The organism is Brevibacillus sp. JB24b (assembly GCF_051713385.1).
Taxonomy (GTDB): Bacteria; Bacillota; Bacilli; order Brevibacillales; family Brevibacillaceae; genus Brevibacillus_B; species Brevibacillus_B laterosporus.
Genome location: NZ_JBNVQV010000001.1, coordinates 1,266,602 through 1,284,730 on the forward strand (window position 1 = coordinate 1,266,602; position 18,129 = coordinate 1,284,730).

The following is an 18,129-nucleotide window of genomic DNA, read 5'->3' on the forward strand; positions in this document are numbered from 1 at the left end:
TTCTGACGGAAAGGAGGCCTCACATCGACATGAAAGATATTATTCTGGATCGCTTAAACAAACTGGAGGATTTAGAACAACGCCGCATGCTAAAGCAACTTATGACTGGCGTGTTCGTGAATCTCGTTGAATACCAGGAAGAGATGAACAGTAAATTGGAGAAACGGGTGTTTGGCGAGCTGGAAGATCAACAGGAGAAACATGATGTGTACGTCACCATTTGCTCCAAAGATGACTGGGACCCAATCCATGATTTTTTATACCCGATGCTACCTGAAGATACATTGAATAAAACCTGTGATATGAACAGTCTACTTACCCAATTGAACAACAAGGAAGAAGCAAGACTGTTTACTCTTTTTTTGCAATGTGATTACCCTACGATCAAACCGCTATTGAATAATAAACGCGTTTTTTCAGGCAAGCTGACTACAGCAACTAAGACCAAGTCAATCCATGTCCGATTAGAGCAAAATCGCACTTATATGAAACAGATTGAACAGCTTTATACGGTTTTTCAAAAGAATGGTGTACCGTGGAAGACTGTAAACAATCCCTTTGCTTATAAATTTTTTGATGTTATTTTAACAGGCTGTGAAGAGGAATTGGATGAAACAGAAGAGATTCTGGAGATTACGGTCGATCTGGAGGAATGGGAGAGCCATAAACAGTTGGACAAGATTCCGTTGTGGAATATACAGCGTCTTCAGCTTAAAAATAGCGGATTTCCGACCCCGGCTATGGATCGGGTTAATTTTGAGCATGTTTTGTCGTTGCGGAAAACGGGTACTGATCACGGATATTTGGTGGATGGGGAAGAAGAGAATATTCGCTACATTAAACGGTCTCATGACGAGCTGACCATTGTTTCACCTCAAGAAAAGGCAGGGATATGGGACGTACTGAAGATCATGCAGCCAGTGGAATCTAAAATTGGCAAGCTGGAATATCCACTTGTTTCAAATAAGCGCATCGATAGCTTCCTGGCTCGTTATGCTCGTAAGCAGGCAATGATTGTACGAGCAAAAGGAGAAATCATCCGAATTGTTCACTCATTTGAAGCATCAGATAAGTTGGAGCTGGTAGAGGTTGATATTCAAGAGGATCAAAGGACAAGAGGGCATACCTATGAGATGAATCCGTTTATTAGCGATAATGTCAGGGTGGAACGGGATAAAAAAATCATGCGCTTGCGCTTCCGACATCGCTCTACTCTTAGTAATACCTCCTTTATTTTGCATGATCTCATGAGCTTTCTTGTTTCAGAAGTACAGATGAGCTTTCCTGAATACAAGTGTGAAGGAGAATGGGCTTGAATTACATTTGGGATTTGCTAATAAAGGCGGAGCGATCCGGTATAGAGAAAAAACGTGTCCAGTTTACTCCGGCCAAGGTCTTTTCGCCCTACATGGAGCTTAGTCTGGAAGATCTGAATGCAAAAGAGATCGAGCAAACCATTGAAATCAATCCCTATTATCGTTTTTACGAAATTTTTAGGGATTTATTTGACCCAAATATTGAGACGGATGTAGAGCTTCGCAATAGCTTGTTTGATATTCTCATTCATTTTTTAGCAGAGATTGATTTAATGCAAGGCATGAACAAGCGGGAGTATTATATCCGGTTTTTGCAAAAGGATTTAGAGGCAGGCGTGTTTGGGAGCAGTGTGAAAGAGAACATATACCTGTTTACCCGAGAGGAACGGGAAATGATAGCTAGTAATCTTTTGCGTTTATATGAGACAGGTGAAGCTGTTTATTTATTAAAAGACACAACCAAAAAGGTATTTACTCGCTCCACGATATACGCAAATTGCGAGGAGAAGGATGAGCTGTTGTTTTATATCGGTCAACCAGAAACACCGATCGCTCGGGCTAAGATTGAATTGATTAAGGATTTGTTTTTGCCCGTTCGTTTTTCCACGGAACTATACTGGAGCTATCATTTTGGCATTATGGAAGTGGAAGAAACGATGCAAGTGGACTACATCGCTCTTTACTGACCGACAAGCAAGGAGGACAGAAAACAATGAACGGATATTCGTATAGATTGCATACGGACAAAGGGCGAGATAGAAGTCGCTTATTGATCAGATACTCGCGAGAAGAGCTGGAGGATATGACCACCTTCCAATTGCGTAACATTTGTTATACGGAGCGATTAGTCGAAGGGGTTGCCAATAAACTTGATCGGGAGGCTTTGATCGATACGATCCTAAAATTCCGTGGATCAGTGGGCAGCTTATTGATTCGAGGCTTTCATAAGGGTGGCTTCCAGCGGATCGAGGAAGCGATCCATGCGTATTTAAAAACGCCCCTATCTGATCAGGTAAGAATCAAAGTTCCAGCCAAAATCTCTTTGTACCGTGGACTAAAGGTAGACAAATTGGATCAATACCTAGTAGAAGCGATCGGTCTGCAAGAGTCTAATGTGTTACTGATCAATGACAGCATGGAATTATGTGGGGTCCTGCATCTGAAAAAGTATGAGTCGCAACCAGAGCTTTATTACTTAGCAATGGATCGCAACACGGAGCTACGGCGAACGGTTAATCAAAATTATAGCCTGTTGTTCTTTAGAAAGCAGGATTCGGAATACCTGTATAGAGCCTACTATCAGGATGGCCCTTTGTTACCAGCCAGCCTCCACTATTGCAAGGTTCCTGTGACAGATTTGGAAATTTGCGAGTTAGAAGAGACGGGTGCTGTACTGGCAATCGATTTTGGGACATCTAATACAACCGCAGGAGCCTATCTGGATAGCGAATATATTTCTACGCCCTCAAGCCATGATTTATTAAATGGACAAATACGCCTGAATGAGATTAATTACGTAAAATTTCCTGATGAGACAGAGCAGACGATCGATTGGGTCGCGGTTGTGCCAACGATCGTTAGTGTAGCAGACTGTCGAGATCAAGAGGATATTCAGTACCATTTCGGCTATGAAGCTCTCTCCCATCGCAAAAAGAATGGCTTCAGCAGTCAATCCTCTCAATTCCAAGGTCTAAAAAGATGGGTAAATGCTTACACGAAGACAGAAGAAATAGTTGATATGGAAGGCAACACAGCTTATGTCAAACGAAGCGACATCCTACGCGGCTTCCTGACCTATATTGTGGAAATGGCCGAGCATCAGTTTAAATGCCGTTTCACCCACTTGCATATCTCAAGTCCAGTCAAATTAAAAACACAATTTATTGAAATGTTTCATGAGATTTTACCTCAGTACCAGATTGAAGCAAAGGATGCATTGGATGAGGGCATGGCGGTACTCTACAATACCATAGCCGATCAGATTGAGAAAAATCGATTCCTGGATGGCGAGGAATATAGGGCATTGGTCATTGATTGTGGAGGAGGTACCACTGATCTGTCCTCCTGCCAGTTTTCCATTTTAGATGGGCATATTTCCTACAAGATTGATATACATACAACCTATGAGAATGGTGATACCAACTTTGGCGGCAATAACATCACCTATCGTATTATGCAATTTATGAAGATTGTTTTTGCCAATTACTATACGAAAAGACGAATGAACACAGATATAGATGAACTGATTCCTATCCCAGCTACCGATCTATATCGCTATGTGGATGAATATGGTGTAGGGGCTGTCTACGAAAACTTCGAGGCAAGCTATCTGGAGGCAGATCGGTTTATTCCGACACAATTTAAGCTGTACGAAAATCGCTCACGTGAAGAATATCACCGCGTGCGCAACAACTTTTACTTCCTGTGGGAGCTAGCTGAGAACATGAAAAAAGAGTTCTTCCGCAGGACGGGTATCCTACGAAATCGATTCCAGTCTGCCGCCAGCGAGGATTCGGACAATGATTTAAAAATCACAAAAATGGATCGCTGGTTCCTCTCTGTCCTTCATCAGGGAGTGTTTCGAGAGGAGTACGAATTCCCCAATGTGGTATTTACCATCAGGGAAATCAGCCAGCTGATCCGTGCAGACATCTATGAGATTGTGCGTAAGTTTTTGGATGAATATTACCAAGATGGACGCTTACAAGACTTTTCCATCATTAAATTAACAGGTCAATCCTGCCGTATCGATGTGTTTCGTGAAGCGTTAAAAGAATTTGTGCCGGGGCGCAGTATTGAATTTAAGCAAAAAATAGAGGAAACGGGCAAGGTATCTGACCTCAAGCTGGCATGTTTACGCGGCTCTCTTCGTTATCTGAGTGCTAAAAAATCTGGGTTCATCGAGGCAAGCATCACGAACCACGCACCAATCATTCCTTATTCGGTGAGCGCATTTACCCATAATCAGCATGAAAAAACGTTAATCAACAGCTTAGAGCGAGCCAATCAGGTACAGGGCTTTATTTCACGCCCAATTGCTGTTAGAGAGATTCAGTTCTATTTAAAGGATGCGAAAGGAAATCCACGGCATCACTACGTGTTTATCAATCAGCCTGAGAGCTATAAACAGATGGTCTACGAGCAGATCGCAAGCATCTATCCAGGTAAAATCCCGCAGGATGATACAGATTCAATCATTAATGGGGAAGTTAAATTCTTTGTTTTTACAGATGAAAAGAGCTGGGGCTTCTACGTAGTGCCAGTTGCAAGGCAAAACGAACAGCTTTATCTCGGTAAGAAACAGTTCTTTGCGTTTGAAAACGACCTGTCTGAGCTGGATTTTTTTGACGGCCTAAAGTAAGTGGGGGAAGAATCGGACAAGTATAAATCGCTTGTCCTTGTCAGACAGCTTGCAGTAACAACCACGGCATGCATAAAGGAGGTCGCCACTTGTTTACCCATCTGTATCCCAATTTTAATAAAGGCCGCATCTTAAAAACAGACATGCTTGCCAATCTTCGAGATTACCCTCGTGATTTTTTCGATATTCAATACAAAGAGTATTCAGATGGGATCATTACTGGATCAGAAATACGTATTGGAGAGCAAAGTATCACCATCACTCCGGGGATCGTGAAGCATTCCGGGCGCTTGTATGTATTAAAGAAAGAGCATGAGCTTATGTATCAAGCCAACAATCGAGAAACCGTGGTCAAAATCAGGTTTCATGAACAGATGACAGACAGCGACTTCACGATTAACAGTTCGGAAATTGTGCTGGATGAACAGGTGGAGCTTGGTCAGAACGAACTAGAATTAGGTCGTTTTAAGCTAAAGGAAGGCGCCAAGCTACGCTCTGAATACCAGAGCTTTGTAGATTTGGCTACAGAATACAACACGTTTATCACAATTCATGTTCCCTATGCAAGTGAATCACAAAGTACGCTTGCCCCGACCATCATGCGCCATTTTGCTAGAGAGCTAGTGAAAGGAACGAATCTGACAGCGTTTGATATTAGTTTTGCTCTGCTATGTCTTAACGAAGGGACAGTTAATCGGGAGGTCATCCTTACCTATCTCGCCAACCGATTGGGTACGGGGTTTAAGGAGTACAGCAATGGACAGATTCATAAATATTTGGGACGCATTTTAGATGAAGTACGAGGTGGAGGCAAAGCAAGAGCCGATTTGCGTCAGGGTGGTTTTCACCGAATGATTGTGGACTAACAACAAAGAGTCTAGTAGGTAGGGAAGGTACATGCAATCATGCACGGACAAGGAAAGGATGGTGGCTGTTATGGAGCATATGGACGAGAAGATTATCGCGATGTTACAGGAGCAGGATGAGAAAAAGGACGAACAAGGACCAGATGTGCAGTCGGAAAAGGTGCAGGAATTAGATCACAAGTGGGCGTGCGATCTGCGGAAATCGTTAGTAAAGATTGACGGTGAGATGATTTCATTTGCAGAGCGTAGTTTGTTAGAGGAAAAAATAAGCATCCCGATGCCAAAAGCTTTTACCCCAATGACGCCTGAGATGGCGGCAATAAAATACCCTTCAGAACGCAGGCCTACCCTGATTTTTACCAATAGCAGTGGTTCCATTAATGTAGCGATTAATCACACCCCAACTCGATTGACGGATGCCGAAATGGAAGAGTTTACAGCTGCCATGGTGCAGCTATTGCGTAAGACGCAGAAGCTTCTTCAATGGCATGGAGATGGTGTAAAAGAAGTGAATGGAAAACCGATTGGCTACTGCGAATTTTTGACTCCAGCCTACAATGTTAATCTCTATAATTTTATGTTTTTTACGGAGCTAGATGGTAAGGCTTTGCTGTGTACGTTCAACTGCATAGAAGATGAGATGGAGGACTGGCGGCTTGTAGCCCGAGGCATGATGGAAGCGTTAGTCATCCATAGTGACCAAAAAGGAGGAGAGGAAGAGTGAGTTCAACGGTAATTGCGTATCACAATCTCCAGGTTTCCCCTTATCAATTAGTCAACCTACAAGAGCTAGTCATGACCAAAACGATCAATGAGCATGCCAAAGTAACCTTTACGGGTATTGTGCCAGAGGAGCTAAAAGACAGCTACGTGGAAATGACACAAGCCGAGACGCCGCTTACGATCAGCCAGATTGACGAAAAGGGCGGAAGTACGCCTATCTTTAACGGACTCGTTCTCCATATTGAAATTAAAGCAGTACGGGGCATCTATTATATGCAGGTCGAGGCGGTTTCGCATTCCTACAAGCTGGATATTAAGCGTAAAAAACGTTCCTTTCAAAATAAAAATATGACCTACTCCGCGCTAATCAAACAGATTGCTGCCGACTACCCTGGACTAGATGTAATGGACAGTGTATCCAAAGGTGGTAAGCTCGGAGAATTTACCATGCAATATGACGAGACGGATTGGCAGTTCCTCAAGCGAATGGCCTCTCGATTCAATGCAGGTCTCGCGCCAGCTTCCATTTTTGATAAGCCTAAGTTTTATTTCGGAATGCCAGAGGGTGGTTCCAAGGGCAAATTGGAGGATTTCCACTATAGCGTAAAAAAACGCATGTCTGCTTTCAGGCACTCCTCAGAGAATCATATCCCAGGTATTCAGGAGAATGATTTTATCTACTATGAAGTGGAATCGGACAAAGTGCTAGAGGTAGGACACGGGGTACAATTTCTAGGAAAAACGCTGTTTGTGGCGGAAGCCTATACAGAAATGAAAAAGGGATTATTAAAGCATGTTTACACGCTTTGCACCAAAAAAGGAATGAGCCAAAACAAGCTTTTTAACTCGAAAATCGTCGGAGCCTCGGTGCAAGGAAAGGTCATTGAGATTGCCAAGGATACGGTGAAGGTGCACCTCTCGATCGACGAGAGCCAGAACAAGAGTGAAGCGCATTGGTTCCCATATTCCTCGGTTTATACCGCAGAAGGAAACAGCGGCTGGTATTGTATGCCAGAGCTTAATGACCACGTGCGTGTCTATTTTCCTGGCAATAAAGAAGGAGATGGAGTCGCTAGTAGCTCCGTTCGTCAGGATGCGGGAGAGGCTCAGAATAATAAGCTAGGAAATCCGGATATTAAATATTTCCGTACACCGAATGGCAAGGAGCTCATGATGAGCCCTAGTGAGATCGTGATCACTGCTAAAGACGGTGAGATTTTTATCAGGCTAAACGATCAGGACGGTATTCAGATCATGAGTAAGAAAAAAATCAAGATCATCTCTCAAGAAGACATCATGATGGACTCAGAGAAAAAGGTGATTATCTCTGCTAAGGAAGAGATCAACATAACCTGCAAGGAGAGCAATATCAAGATGGATGGCAATACCATGATCATGGGGAATGAGACTAAGACAAACTAATTGCCTAAGCTTCAATGAAAGAGAGGAGGGAGAGAATGGACAGGCCAGAAGCGATGCCGCATTTTTTGACAAATGTAGTGGAGCCTGCACGACTGCGAGCATTGATGCGCCTAGAGCAGGATTTTCAGACCAATAAAACTGCTTTAGCTACAGAATGGACGATCGTTTTTCAACAGATTTGCAAGCAGCTAGGTGGCGAACAGATTCGAAAGGACAAACCGTTGATTGGACATCTTACCTTTTCGTTGTTGCGAACCGAATTAGCGGTAGGGCGGGCCATTTATTTAGTGGAGGCGACCGATAGCTCTTGGTTTTTTGATCGGAATCCTTGCCAAACGGAATATGATGCTAGCTGGGCATTACGCTATCTAGATCAGTTGAAGGATGAAATCAACAGCGGTAGTAAGGCATATATGGGTGCTATTACACTACCAGACGTGGAGCAAATTGCTTTAAGAGAAGCCGTTCATTTTCATCAGTACGTAATTCAGTTAGCTAGATATGCCTTGCCGACAGCGATTCAATCGCAGGAATTTGTAGAGTTATCCACAGAGGATGTTGTTGAAATACGTGTTGGTGAATACATGGACGTTAGCGAAGTTGTGTATAAAATAGATCGGCGAGCACGAGATGCCCAATCAGTCAGGGAATGGATCGATGAAGGAAGCGAACAGGAATATGCCTATGAAGTTTTCGAACGTTTGGATTTGTCTAAAGGAGATTATTCGGAGCTGGATTTCCGCTATTCACGTTTCGAGCATAGTGATCTATCCGACGCTCGGTTCAACGGTTGTGTACTAATGGGCACAAGGTGGAATCATTCGCGACTAGCTCAGGCAGATTTCTCTTACAGCCTCCTGTTCGGAGCTACCTTTTATCAGAGTGAGCTATCAGGGGCAGACTTCAGTGGGATTCAAGCTTCTCAAGGATTGTTGGAGCCAGACAGTTGGGAAATGCCAGGCTTTTGGGAAATTTCCTTTACAGAAGCTAATTTGCCAGGAGCCAGCTTTGTCGGTGCTCACTTAGCGGGAGCCCAATTTAGTAGAGCCAATCTAGTGGGCGTGAATTTTGCTGGAACCAATTTGACGGACGCCAGCTTCACAGATGCTAATTTACGTGGGGCTGTGTTTGTTGGGGCTAGTGTGGCATCTGTCGATTTTACTGGAGCGGATGTAGAAGGTGCATCCTTTTCAGCACGAGATCAGGGCAATCTGAACTTAGACGAGCAACAACAAGCCACTGTTATATGGATAGAAGCAGAGAGCGAGGGGCGTACCTAGATGAGCTATTTTATTCTGTCCCAAGATAATCGCATATTAGACGCTGTGGAGCCTGCGGGACTTACCAACCTTCTAACCAAAGAGATGTTAACCGAGGAAAAGGTGCATCTCCTAGATGAATTGGTCTTGCAGGTTCCCATTCAGCAACGAGAGCATGTCACCTACGTGGATTTTATTCAACGTCCGATTCCCTTGTTGTCCGATCGTCTCAAACAGCTGGTGGTCAAATATGTACCAAAAATGCTGTGCAAGGCTGTGGTACTCGCAGATCAGGAGCAGATGAGACAGGATTTGTACTGGGTGTTTATACCCCCACGTATCGACTGCTTATCAGATAAAACCGAGTTTTATCAGGACAATACCATTAAACGACTCATAGTAGATCAAAACAAGATTGGTAGACGATCGTTTTTTCGCATAGACGGCATTCGTGAAGAGCATCTTGTAGTCAATCTGGGACTGGCGGAAAGTATTTTGCGCCGGGATTTTACAGGCATCCAGCTTCAAAAAGTAGAGCTGGAGGTCCAAAGAGAGGATGAGATGAAATGGCCCTCATAGAAGACGTGGAAGTAGAAGGTGGAGAAGGAGCCAAGAAGAGCTATGTGGTAGCAGGAGCCATCCTTACTTGCACCTTTGGCACCCAAAAAAGTCGATTGAAAACCCCGCTAAGCCATGGGGTATTTGTGAAAGAAAAGGCGCAAATGAACATCAATGATTTCGTGCCAAATGTAAACATCATGCCCTTTGGCAGATGCGGTAACCTAGCAAATCCAGAGGTAGCAGCGGCGACGGAAGCAAATGGCGGCTATTTAAAGCGTATGCCATGCATGCCGATTGTTACCATGCCATGGATTGGGGGCAAGGAGGACAAGCTGATCGAAGACGCGCCCGTACTGCTCAACGATTGTACCAACATGTGCTTACATTGTGGCGGACAGATAAGCATCATCGACGACGGACAGGAATTGGACTAAATCTGAATGAAACCATACCACCCATCGGGAGGGGGGATTGTGTGTGAAAACGACAGCTAAAGTAGCGGGATACGGAAACCTTCAAGTCGTATCTCCCTACGATATCCAAACATTGCAGGAGCTACAGCTAGTCAAGGAAGCAACCGACCACGCCAAGCTCTATCTAACCGGAATCATTCCGGAAGAGAAGAAGGATAGCTACATCGCGATGGCCACGAGTAGCGATCTCATCGAGGTCAACGAGGTAGAGGATGGACGAGTGGTCCGGAATCTATTTACGGGACTCATAGAAAATATCGGCGTTCGAGCTGTCCGTGGCATCTACTATATCGAGCTAGAAGGCATCTCGCTGACGAGCCAGCTCGATATAAAAGAGAAGACCAGATCCTTTCAAGATAAGAACATGACGTACACAGCTCTACTAGATTTGATTCTAAAGGATTATCCAGGATCAGACTATCTCGATTATGCTACAAACGATGCCAAGTTAGAAGGCTTTACGCTGCAATATAAAGAGACAGATTGGGCGTTTATCAAGCGAATGGCGTCACGCTTTGGTGCGGTTTTGTTACCAGAGACAAGCTCCAAGACACCGAAGTTCTCACTTGGTGTGCCAGATGGAAAATTAGGACAACTACAAGACTATCACTACGGTGTGGCAAGATCATTAGACAGGTACACGGAAGCCACCACGGGACATGGTAGCGAGCTAGACGAGACAGCCTTCACTCACTATACGGTAGAAAGCGGACAGTATTTTGCATTGGGAGACAAGGTACTATTTCAAGAGAAGGAGCTGACGGTAGCGGCATCTACAGCGCGTTTTACCGAAGGCGGCTTGTTATATACCTACACCCTTTGCCAAGAGGAAGGCGTTTTGCAGAACCCGATTCGAAATGAACAGCTAACAGGTGTCTCGCTCGAAGGAAAGATTATGGAGATTCGCAGAGATACTGTCAAGGTTCACCTCGATATCGATAAAACCCAAGACAAGAGCAAGGCCTGGTGGTTTCCGTATTCCTCCGTCTATTCAACAGAAGGTGCCGATGGCTTTCACTGTATGCCACAAGAGGGAGATGCTGTCCAGGTTTATTTCGCAACCAGCCAGGAGGACGGGGCGGTAGCGATGAGCTCCGTCCGCAAAACAGGACAGGATTCTCCGAAGATGGGCAATCCAAGCGAAAAATACTGGGGCACGAACTTTGGAAAGGAAATGAAGCTGGGCGGCTCTGATTTTGTGCTCACTGCAAAGGATACAAAAGAAGGCAAGATGTTTATTAAGCTGGATGTAGAAGACGGCATCGAGATACATAGTGATAAGGCGATTATGTTTTCCGCGGAAAAGGACTTGGAGATTGAGACAGATACCAAGTTCGAGATTAAAGCACAGGAAGCGATTTATTTGCTGTGTAAGGAAAGCAGCATTGTGCTAGATGGGGAGACAGATATTCAAGGAACGGTGCTAAAAGTAGATGGTTTGATTAAATCTCCTGTCTCGGTAGCTGATCTAGAACCGGAGCCAGAGCCAGAGGACCCAGCTCCGCCGCCACCGCCGCCGGAGGAGGAAAAGGGCTTCTGGGGAAGCTTACTGGATGGCGTGCAGTTGGCGCTAGATGTAGTGGGAATGATTCCGGTAGTTGGGATCGTTGCCGATGTTGCTAATGCAGGCATCTCGGTAGCTCGTGGAGATTATGCAGGAGCGGCTCTTTCCTTAGTTGCGTGTATTCCATTTGCGGGAGCAGCCGCGACCGGTGCTAAGCTCGGCATGAAAGCCGCGAAGGCGTTAAAAATGGGAAAAACAGTAGCCAAAGTAGCTGATAAAGCCGCCGATGTAGCCAAAGTGGTCACAAAGGTAGCTGATGTAGTAGTTGGAAAGGTCTATACCGCCTCGCGTAAGCTAAAGAGCACTGTCAATCAATTAGCAGCTGTTCAGAAGATGAAAAGCAGTATGAAGCTTAAGGCAATTGCAAACAGTCGTGTTGGCAAAATTGGAAAAGCCATTACAAAAGAAGTCGCGACAGAAGCAGGATACCAAGTGCTAGAAGAAGTGGCTGGTAGTGGGGTTGCCACTGTTGCGGGCTTAATGGGTGGTAAAAGAAACCGACACAAAGGAAAGAAAAAGCTATCGAAAAAAGAGCGCAAAAAAGCCGCTCAAAGGGCAAAAAATGCAGCTGCCAATAAAAAAAGCTGTGTAGACGATCCCATTCATGCTGGCTCCGGATCGCAATTTATCATTCATCCTACTCTGAAGCTGTATGGAGCTGAGACATGGACGTTCGAGCTACACTACAATTCGTTGCTTCTCCAGCAGGGCGTACTCGGTAAAGCTTGGACGCATAATTATGAAATGCATGCCGACATAGAGCGTATTGACCAGGGTGAGATTACCATCTGGTGGAACACAGGCAGAAGAAATGTGTTTATGCAGATGGAAGCAGAGAATCCATTGTTTTCTTCAGAAGATGTAGACATGATGTTCTACGAGCTTCGCCGTCTGGAGAATGGTTTTGAGCTGTTCAATCGAAATACGCGGGAAACCTACTACTTTAAACGAAATGGACAGGTAAGTAAACAAACGAATGCCTTGGGGCAAGCGTTAACCTTTATCCATGATTCCTCTAATCGCCTTGTCAAAATGACAGATGTGATTACAGGTCGCTCTCTATCCTTAACATATGGACAAGACGGGCTATTATATAGTGTTTATGATGCTTATCGCAGTGTGCAATTCGATTACAACGAGTCTCGTCACCTCAGCCAATTCGTCGATCCGAATGGAACCATAAGCGAGCTAACGTATACCGAACAAGGACAGATCGAGTCTCTTACTGTGGATGGAATTTTGCAATATCGCAACGCCTACGACCATGAGGAACGGGTTATCGCTCAGACCAATGCCTTAGGACTAGCCTCTCAGTTCACCTATGACATAGAAAGCATACCTGGTTCCATAATTACAACTTTCACAGACCGTCTGGGTGCTACAGAGGTCATGATTCATGACGAGCGGATGCTACTAGTAGAGAAACAAGAAAGAGACGGTAGTCGTGTTACGTATGAATATAATGACCGAGGTCAAATGATTTCCGAAACAGTAGGAAAAGAAGAGACCACCACCTACGAGTACGATGAGCGAGGCAATCTGATTCAGGTAGTCGATCCACTAGGAAATCAAACCAGCTATGTATACAGCGAGGATGATTTGCTGTTGTCCGAAATCAATGCAGAGGGTGGCATCACGAGCTACACGTATGATGAGCGTGAACGTTTGGTAAGCATTACCCGTCCAGACGAAAGTCATTCAGAGATTGGCTATAACGAGCATGGACAACGCGTAAGCTATATGGATTCGAATGGTGTGACGAGCCGTTATCAGTACGATGACAAAGGCCTACTCACGGCTGTCTATGACGGAGAAGGTCGTGTCATACAGGTAGGCTACGATGAGGTTGGTCGTATTGCATCGTTCCAAGATGGACGAGGTGGCAAAGTACGCCGCACCTATGATGCTAACGATAATATCGTACAAGTAATCGATCCACTTGGACGCCAGTATTCCTTTGCCTATGATGCCTTTGATCAGCGCGTGGAAGAAACGATGCCTTCAGGAGTAACCACCTGCTATCGCTATCATGTGCTAGGACAAGTGGAAAGCATAACGGACGCGCTAGGACAGACAACCACCTATCGATATGACGCTGAGGGCCAGTTGATTGCTGTTATAAAGCCAAATGAAGCGGAAATTCACTATGAGCGGGATCAAATGGGGCGCATTGTCTCCATTACCGATCCATTAGGTCGAACCGAGAAAGCCGCTTATGATGAAACCGGACGCCTCCTTCAGGTCTGGGATGCGCTGGGAAATAAGGTACAGGACGTCAGCTACGATGCAGGAGGCAATCTCGTTTCCGCTACGGATGCCTTGGGTCATACAACGCTATACGGTTTTAATAAATTATACCAATGCACCAAGAAGACAAATGCTCTCGGACAAAACACAACCTACTCCTACGATGCCGTTGCTCGTCTGACCGAGGTTATGGAAAATGATGCCGCTATCTATCGTCAGCAATATGACAAGGAAGGTCGTCTCATCAGCTATACCGATGCCAATGAAAATGAAACGACACTTCGGTACGATCAAAGTGGGCTGGTGGTGGAGGAACAAAATGCCACCGGGGAAGCTATCCATTTTGCCTATGACGAACGAGGCTGGATGCACAAACGTACCAATGCCAGAGGACAGGAAACCCACTATCGCTATGATGCCGCCGGTCAACTTCTTGAACAAAAGGATGAGGTTGGCGCTGTACGCAGGGAATACGATACAGACGGCAATCTCGTTAAAGTACAGGAAGAAGGAGCAGGCACGAAGCATCGGGAGTACGACCTGTTGGGACGTGTTACTGCTTGCACAGATAGCTACGGAAATACCATCCGATACCGTTATGATGAAAATAGCCAGTTGACACATCTCATCTATCCAGATGGGAAGGTTGTTCAGTATACCTATGATGTAGCCGGACAGCTCACGGAGGTAAAAGACTGGGCAGGGCGTCGTACTACCTACACCTACGACGAAAATGGGCGACTGATCAAGACGGTACGGCCAAATGGAACCATCGAGCAACGTAGCTACGATGCCACCGGACAAATGGTACGTCTGTGGGATCAAAACCGCCAAGGGGTCATGTTCCAGAAATATCGCTACGTGTACAATGAGCTAGGACAAATTGTGCAGGAAGAGGAAAAGCAGTATACCTACGACGCTTTAAAACGTCTGGTAAGCGGTGAATGGCCAGGCGGTCGTGTCTGGTATAGCTACGACCAAGGTGGAAATGTCACAGGTATTGGGTCGGTAGAGACCACACGGAAGAAGGCAATAGGGTATGGAAAAGACAACAGACTTTCCCATGTAAATGAACAGCCAGTAGAGATGGATGCAGACGGCAATCTTCTCGTATGGACAGAGAATGAGCAAACCCATACCTATGCATACGATGCCCGCAATCGCTTAGTTCGCACAGGTCAAGCGCACTACACCTATGATGCCGAGTACGTACGTACTTCGATGACGTGGAAGGGAAAGACAACACGCTATGTAGTCGACCAAGTGGAGGAGCTTAGCCGTGTTCTTATGGAGTTAGGAGAAGACGGTAGGCCGAAAGCCTATTATGTGTACGGACAAGGCCTAATCGGTCGAGAGGATGCACAAGGAAATTATTTGTCGTATCATACAGATATGCGTGGTAGTACCACGATGCTGAGTGATTGGAGCGGACGAGTCACTGACCGCTACAGCTACGGCGTGTATGGCGAATTAGAACAACACGATGGTACAACTTCCCAACCGTTTTGTTATAATGGAAGAGATGGTGTCATGACCGACCCGAATGGCTTGTATTACATGAGGGCGAGATACTATCATCCCGGACTGAAGCGATTCCTGAATCGAGACATTTTAGCAGGAGACGTGACAGAAGGGCAGACCTTTAACCGATTTGCCTATGTGAATGGCGATCCAGTAGGGTTTATTGATCCGTTGGGATTGGCAGGGCTTGGGACTGGGCAGTGCCAGAAGGGGAATCATGATCAGCAAACTGAAAAATTTTATCGAGGGATGTCGGAAAAAGAATTTAAAAAGCTAGAAAAAAACGAGATTCTAACCAAACGACCTGAAGGGAAAAGTGAGCTAAAAATTACCGATGATCCTCATTATGGATCGGGTGATCTATCTAAACGTAAGTCGCAAAAATCTAGGAACTATACTCGTTTTGTTGAGTTTGAGGTTAAACCAGGTACCAAGGAAGAACTGATAAAGCTTGGTGGAACCCATGGGTCTGCTAGGGTACAGTTTCCTAACTTACCTGAACATAGAGAAGGTCTAGTTGAAGTCAAATTTGAAAAAAGGGGGGTATTAAGTTTGGGCTTGGGTCCTAGCAAAGAAGGACTTGATTTATTTAATAAAAACATTTTATCTTGGAGGGAACTTTGAAAAATAATAAATTGCAACAATTAATTGAAATCTATAGTCGTGAAATTGCTGATGCAGGGAAAAAATCTGATATTAATTTAGTACAAAAAAAGCTCGGAGAATTTGGACAGGCAGTCAAATTATTAGAGCAGGATACTGTTGAAAAAGAAATAATTTCTTATATTAAAAATAACCTTGTTACGAAAAGTTGGACAGATGCTCAGTATTGGATTGGTTCAGTTCTTGAGCACCCTTCTCCTAAATATTTGGAGTATTTTATGGAAATATTGAAAGAAGAAGATCCTAATGCTCCTCACTATTGGGTTTTGGATGCTATAGAATACATGCCTGAGAATATTTCTGAACTTGTAATAGTAAGTTTGAAAAAACTAACAGAACAAATAAATCCAGCATGGACTGAAGAAGTAATTGAAAAGTATTTTGAAACAATTGTTTGGAATGACGAAAATGCAGAAGATTTTATTACTACCTTGTTAAATTCATCTAATGAAAAGATTGCATTTAGAGCTAAATATTGGATGGAGACATTTGAGGTGGAAAGAAAAGAAGATGTTGAAGATGACTAAAAGAAGGCTTACCATGTTTTAGTTATTGAAAAACAAAATGTTGAAAACTCCAGATCACCTAGGTTTGTTTCCTAAATTTTTGCATGAGTTATAATCTTGATAGACAACATTAATTGTAACCCGAATACTGGACACATATTAAAGTCCATATTCGGGTTATTGCTTTTAGTAAATGTCTATTATTGTTAACCATTTACCCACAATATTAAGATACAGATTGGGCATTTATAAATCGAATGACTTCACGTTCTGGAGTGGTACTGTTTTCAGAACGTGTTTAAAAACGCCAAAGTTCTCCTTTTCTTATAATGAATTTGATCATCGCATGGAAGTAACCATCTCTTCAGGAGCAACCGCCTGTTATCGCTAGGACCAATGGAAAGCGTAACGGACGCTCTAGGATTGCCGTTATCCAACTAAATGAAGCGGAAATTTACTTTTGAGCGGGACCAATTGGGTTGTAATTTACACTACTGATCCGTTAGGTAGAATAGAGAACGTCGATTATGATGAAACAGGATACCTAATTCAGATCTGAGATGCGTTGGGAAATAAGGTACAGGATATCAGCTACGATAACAGAAGGCAATCTTTTTTTCGCTACAGATGCCTCGACTTCAAGATTTGGAAAACTCCATATCTGGTGCTCACTTCTTAAAGAGATTTGGTGCTCAAACAACATTGCAATCTCAATATGATTACGTGAAGCAAGGAATGAATCCTAGGACTGACGAAGTCGGGTAACTTACCTTCAGCTACCACAAGATTTTTAAACCATAGAGATCAGTTAAATATGATTCAACGAGCACAACAAATACTAAGAAACTCGGGGAATTCAAATAAAGCTGAGACCTCAATAAAGTTTACCAATATCATCGTGGAAGGATATCAGTAACGACAAGTTCTGGAGTCTCGTACTCTGATCGAGTCTTCTCAATCCAAATTTCAACCTATTACTGCATTTCCGGTATGGGGACAATAATTTTTATAATTGCTGGCTATTGGGTAAGAGATTAGTGGAACCTGAAAGTGAACTTGAAATGAGGACTAAGGATATAAAACCGATTCATATATTAAGTTTATTAAAATTTATAGATATAGAATATATAACTTACGAAGATATTGATTATATATGTAATATGAATATAAACGAAGAGCTTCATCAGTTACAGGCTATCAGATATGCGGTTGTCCCGGGGTATAACGAATTGAATGAGAATGACACCTCTGCCTTTTGAAACCGAAAATGAGGACAAAGGAGGTTTTTTGCAAAATATATAAAATGAGTTATTTGTTAAAAATAGCAATTAAATTCCTATTTTTTAGGCGGATGATTTAAAGGTTTCTCAACTGTTTTGTTATAATGGTAAAGGTGGTGTCATGACCGACCAGAATGGCTTATATTACATGAGGGAACGGTACTATCACCCGGGACTGAAGTTGGCGGGGCTTGGGACTAGGCAGTGTCAACAGGGCAAGGCTAAGAGAAAGGGAAAATCTTCAAACTCAAATTCCAAATTGATTATGAAAAAGAACGTGAAATAGGAATAAATAGAATAGAAGAGAATTTTGATGGGGTAACTTGAATATTCAAGATAAACTAGAAAATGTTAAGGATGTAGAAGG

At 43.8% G+C, this 18,129-nt stretch carries 11 protein-coding genes; all 11 read left to right on the plus strand.

What is annotated here, in order from left to right:
• Positions 1-29: 29 nt before the first annotated feature.
• The 11 genes from ACQV1I_RS06265 to ACQV1I_RS06315 all read left to right on the plus strand — a co-directional run bounded on the left by ACQV1I_RS06265 (position 30) and on the right by ACQV1I_RS06315 (position 16,503).
• Entirely contained in the window at positions 30-1,316 is a 1,287-nt protein-coding gene (locus ACQV1I_RS06265) for a normocyte-binding protein (protein ID WP_116333120.1), read from the plus strand.
• Positions 1,307-2,002, plus strand: a complete 696-nt coding sequence (locus tag ACQV1I_RS06270) for an iron-dependent peroxidase (RefSeq protein WP_094700502.1) — start codon at positions 1,307-1,309, stop codon at positions 2,000-2,002. The genes ACQV1I_RS06265 and ACQV1I_RS06270 overlap by 10 nt, the downstream gene beginning before the upstream one ends.
• Positions 2,003-2,028: 26 nt before the next feature.
• On the plus strand, positions 2,029-4,677 hold the full coding sequence (locus ACQV1I_RS06275) for a molecular chaperone (protein ID WP_116333121.1): 2,649 nt from the start codon (positions 2,029-2,031) through the stop codon (positions 4,675-4,677).
• Positions 4,678-4,766: 89 nt separating this feature from the next.
• The gene (locus tag ACQV1I_RS06280; RefSeq protein ID WP_094700500.1) at positions 4,767-5,543 is read left to right on the plus strand and encodes a DNA and RNA helicase; all 777 of its coding nucleotides are present in this window, start codon (positions 4,767-4,769) and stop codon (positions 5,541-5,543) included.
• 31 nt (positions 5,544-5,574) lie between these two features.
• A complete protein-coding gene (locus tag ACQV1I_RS06285) occupies positions 5,575-6,267 on the plus strand; it encodes a hypothetical protein (protein WP_236645682.1) in 693 nt (230 codons plus the stop codon).
• The gene (locus tag ACQV1I_RS06290) at positions 6,264-7,688 is read left to right on the plus strand and encodes a contractile injection system protein, VgrG/Pvc8 family (RefSeq protein WP_116333123.1); all 1,425 of its coding nucleotides are present in this window, start codon (positions 6,264-6,266) and stop codon (positions 7,686-7,688) included. The genes ACQV1I_RS06285 and ACQV1I_RS06290 overlap by 4 nt, the downstream gene beginning before the upstream one ends.
• 35 nt (positions 7,689-7,723) lie before the next feature.
• Positions 7,724-8,968: a pentapeptide repeat-containing protein gene (locus ACQV1I_RS06295; RefSeq protein ID WP_236645683.1), complete on the plus strand. Its 1,245-nt coding sequence runs from the start codon at positions 7,724-7,726 to the stop codon at positions 8,966-8,968.
• A complete protein-coding gene (locus ACQV1I_RS06300) occupies positions 8,969-9,526 on the plus strand; it encodes a serine protease (protein WP_116333124.1) in 558 nt (185 codons plus the stop codon).
• The gene (locus tag ACQV1I_RS06305) at positions 9,514-9,942 is read left to right on the plus strand and encodes a DUF4280 domain-containing protein (protein WP_018671272.1); all 429 of its coding nucleotides are present in this window, start codon (positions 9,514-9,516) and stop codon (positions 9,940-9,942) included. The genes ACQV1I_RS06300 and ACQV1I_RS06305 overlap by 13 nt, the downstream gene beginning before the upstream one ends.
• A gap of 43 nt (positions 9,943-9,985) precedes the next feature.
• On the plus strand, positions 9,986-15,937 hold the full coding sequence (locus ACQV1I_RS06310) for an RHS repeat-associated core domain-containing protein (protein WP_236645684.1): 5,952 nt from the start codon (positions 9,986-9,988) through the stop codon (positions 15,935-15,937).
• A complete protein-coding gene (locus tag ACQV1I_RS06315) occupies positions 15,934-16,503 on the plus strand; it encodes a hypothetical protein (RefSeq protein ID WP_236645685.1) in 570 nt (189 codons plus the stop codon). The genes ACQV1I_RS06310 and ACQV1I_RS06315 overlap by 4 nt, the downstream gene beginning before the upstream one ends.
• Positions 16,504-18,129 lie beyond the last annotated feature (1,626 nt).

Excerpts from the sequence above, each read along its gene's own strand:
- ACQV1I_RS06300 (WP_116333124.1), top strand. The coding sequence starts at position 8,969 with ATGAGCTATTTTATTCTGTCCCAAGATAATCGCATATTAGACGCTGTG.
- ACQV1I_RS06295 (WP_236645683.1), top strand. The coding sequence starts at position 7,724 with ATGGACAGGCCAGAAGCGATGCCGCATTTTTTGACAAATGTAGTGGAG.
- ACQV1I_RS06285 (WP_236645682.1), top strand. The coding sequence starts at position 5,575 with ATGCAATCATGCACGGACAAGGAAAGGATGGTGGCTGTTATGGAGCAT.
- ACQV1I_RS06270 (WP_094700502.1), top strand. The coding sequence starts at position 1,307 with ATGGGCTTGAATTACATTTGGGATTTGCTAATAAAGGCGGAGCGATCC.
- ACQV1I_RS06265 (WP_116333120.1), top strand. The coding sequence starts at position 30 with ATGAAAGATATTATTCTGGATCGCTTAAACAAACTGGAGGATTTAGAA.
- ACQV1I_RS06305 (WP_018671272.1), top strand. The coding sequence starts at position 9,514 with ATGGCCCTCATAGAAGACGTGGAAGTAGAAGGTGGAGAAGGAGCCAAG.
- ACQV1I_RS06275 (WP_116333121.1), top strand. The coding sequence starts at position 2,029 with ATGAACGGATATTCGTATAGATTGCATACGGACAAAGGGCGAGATAGA.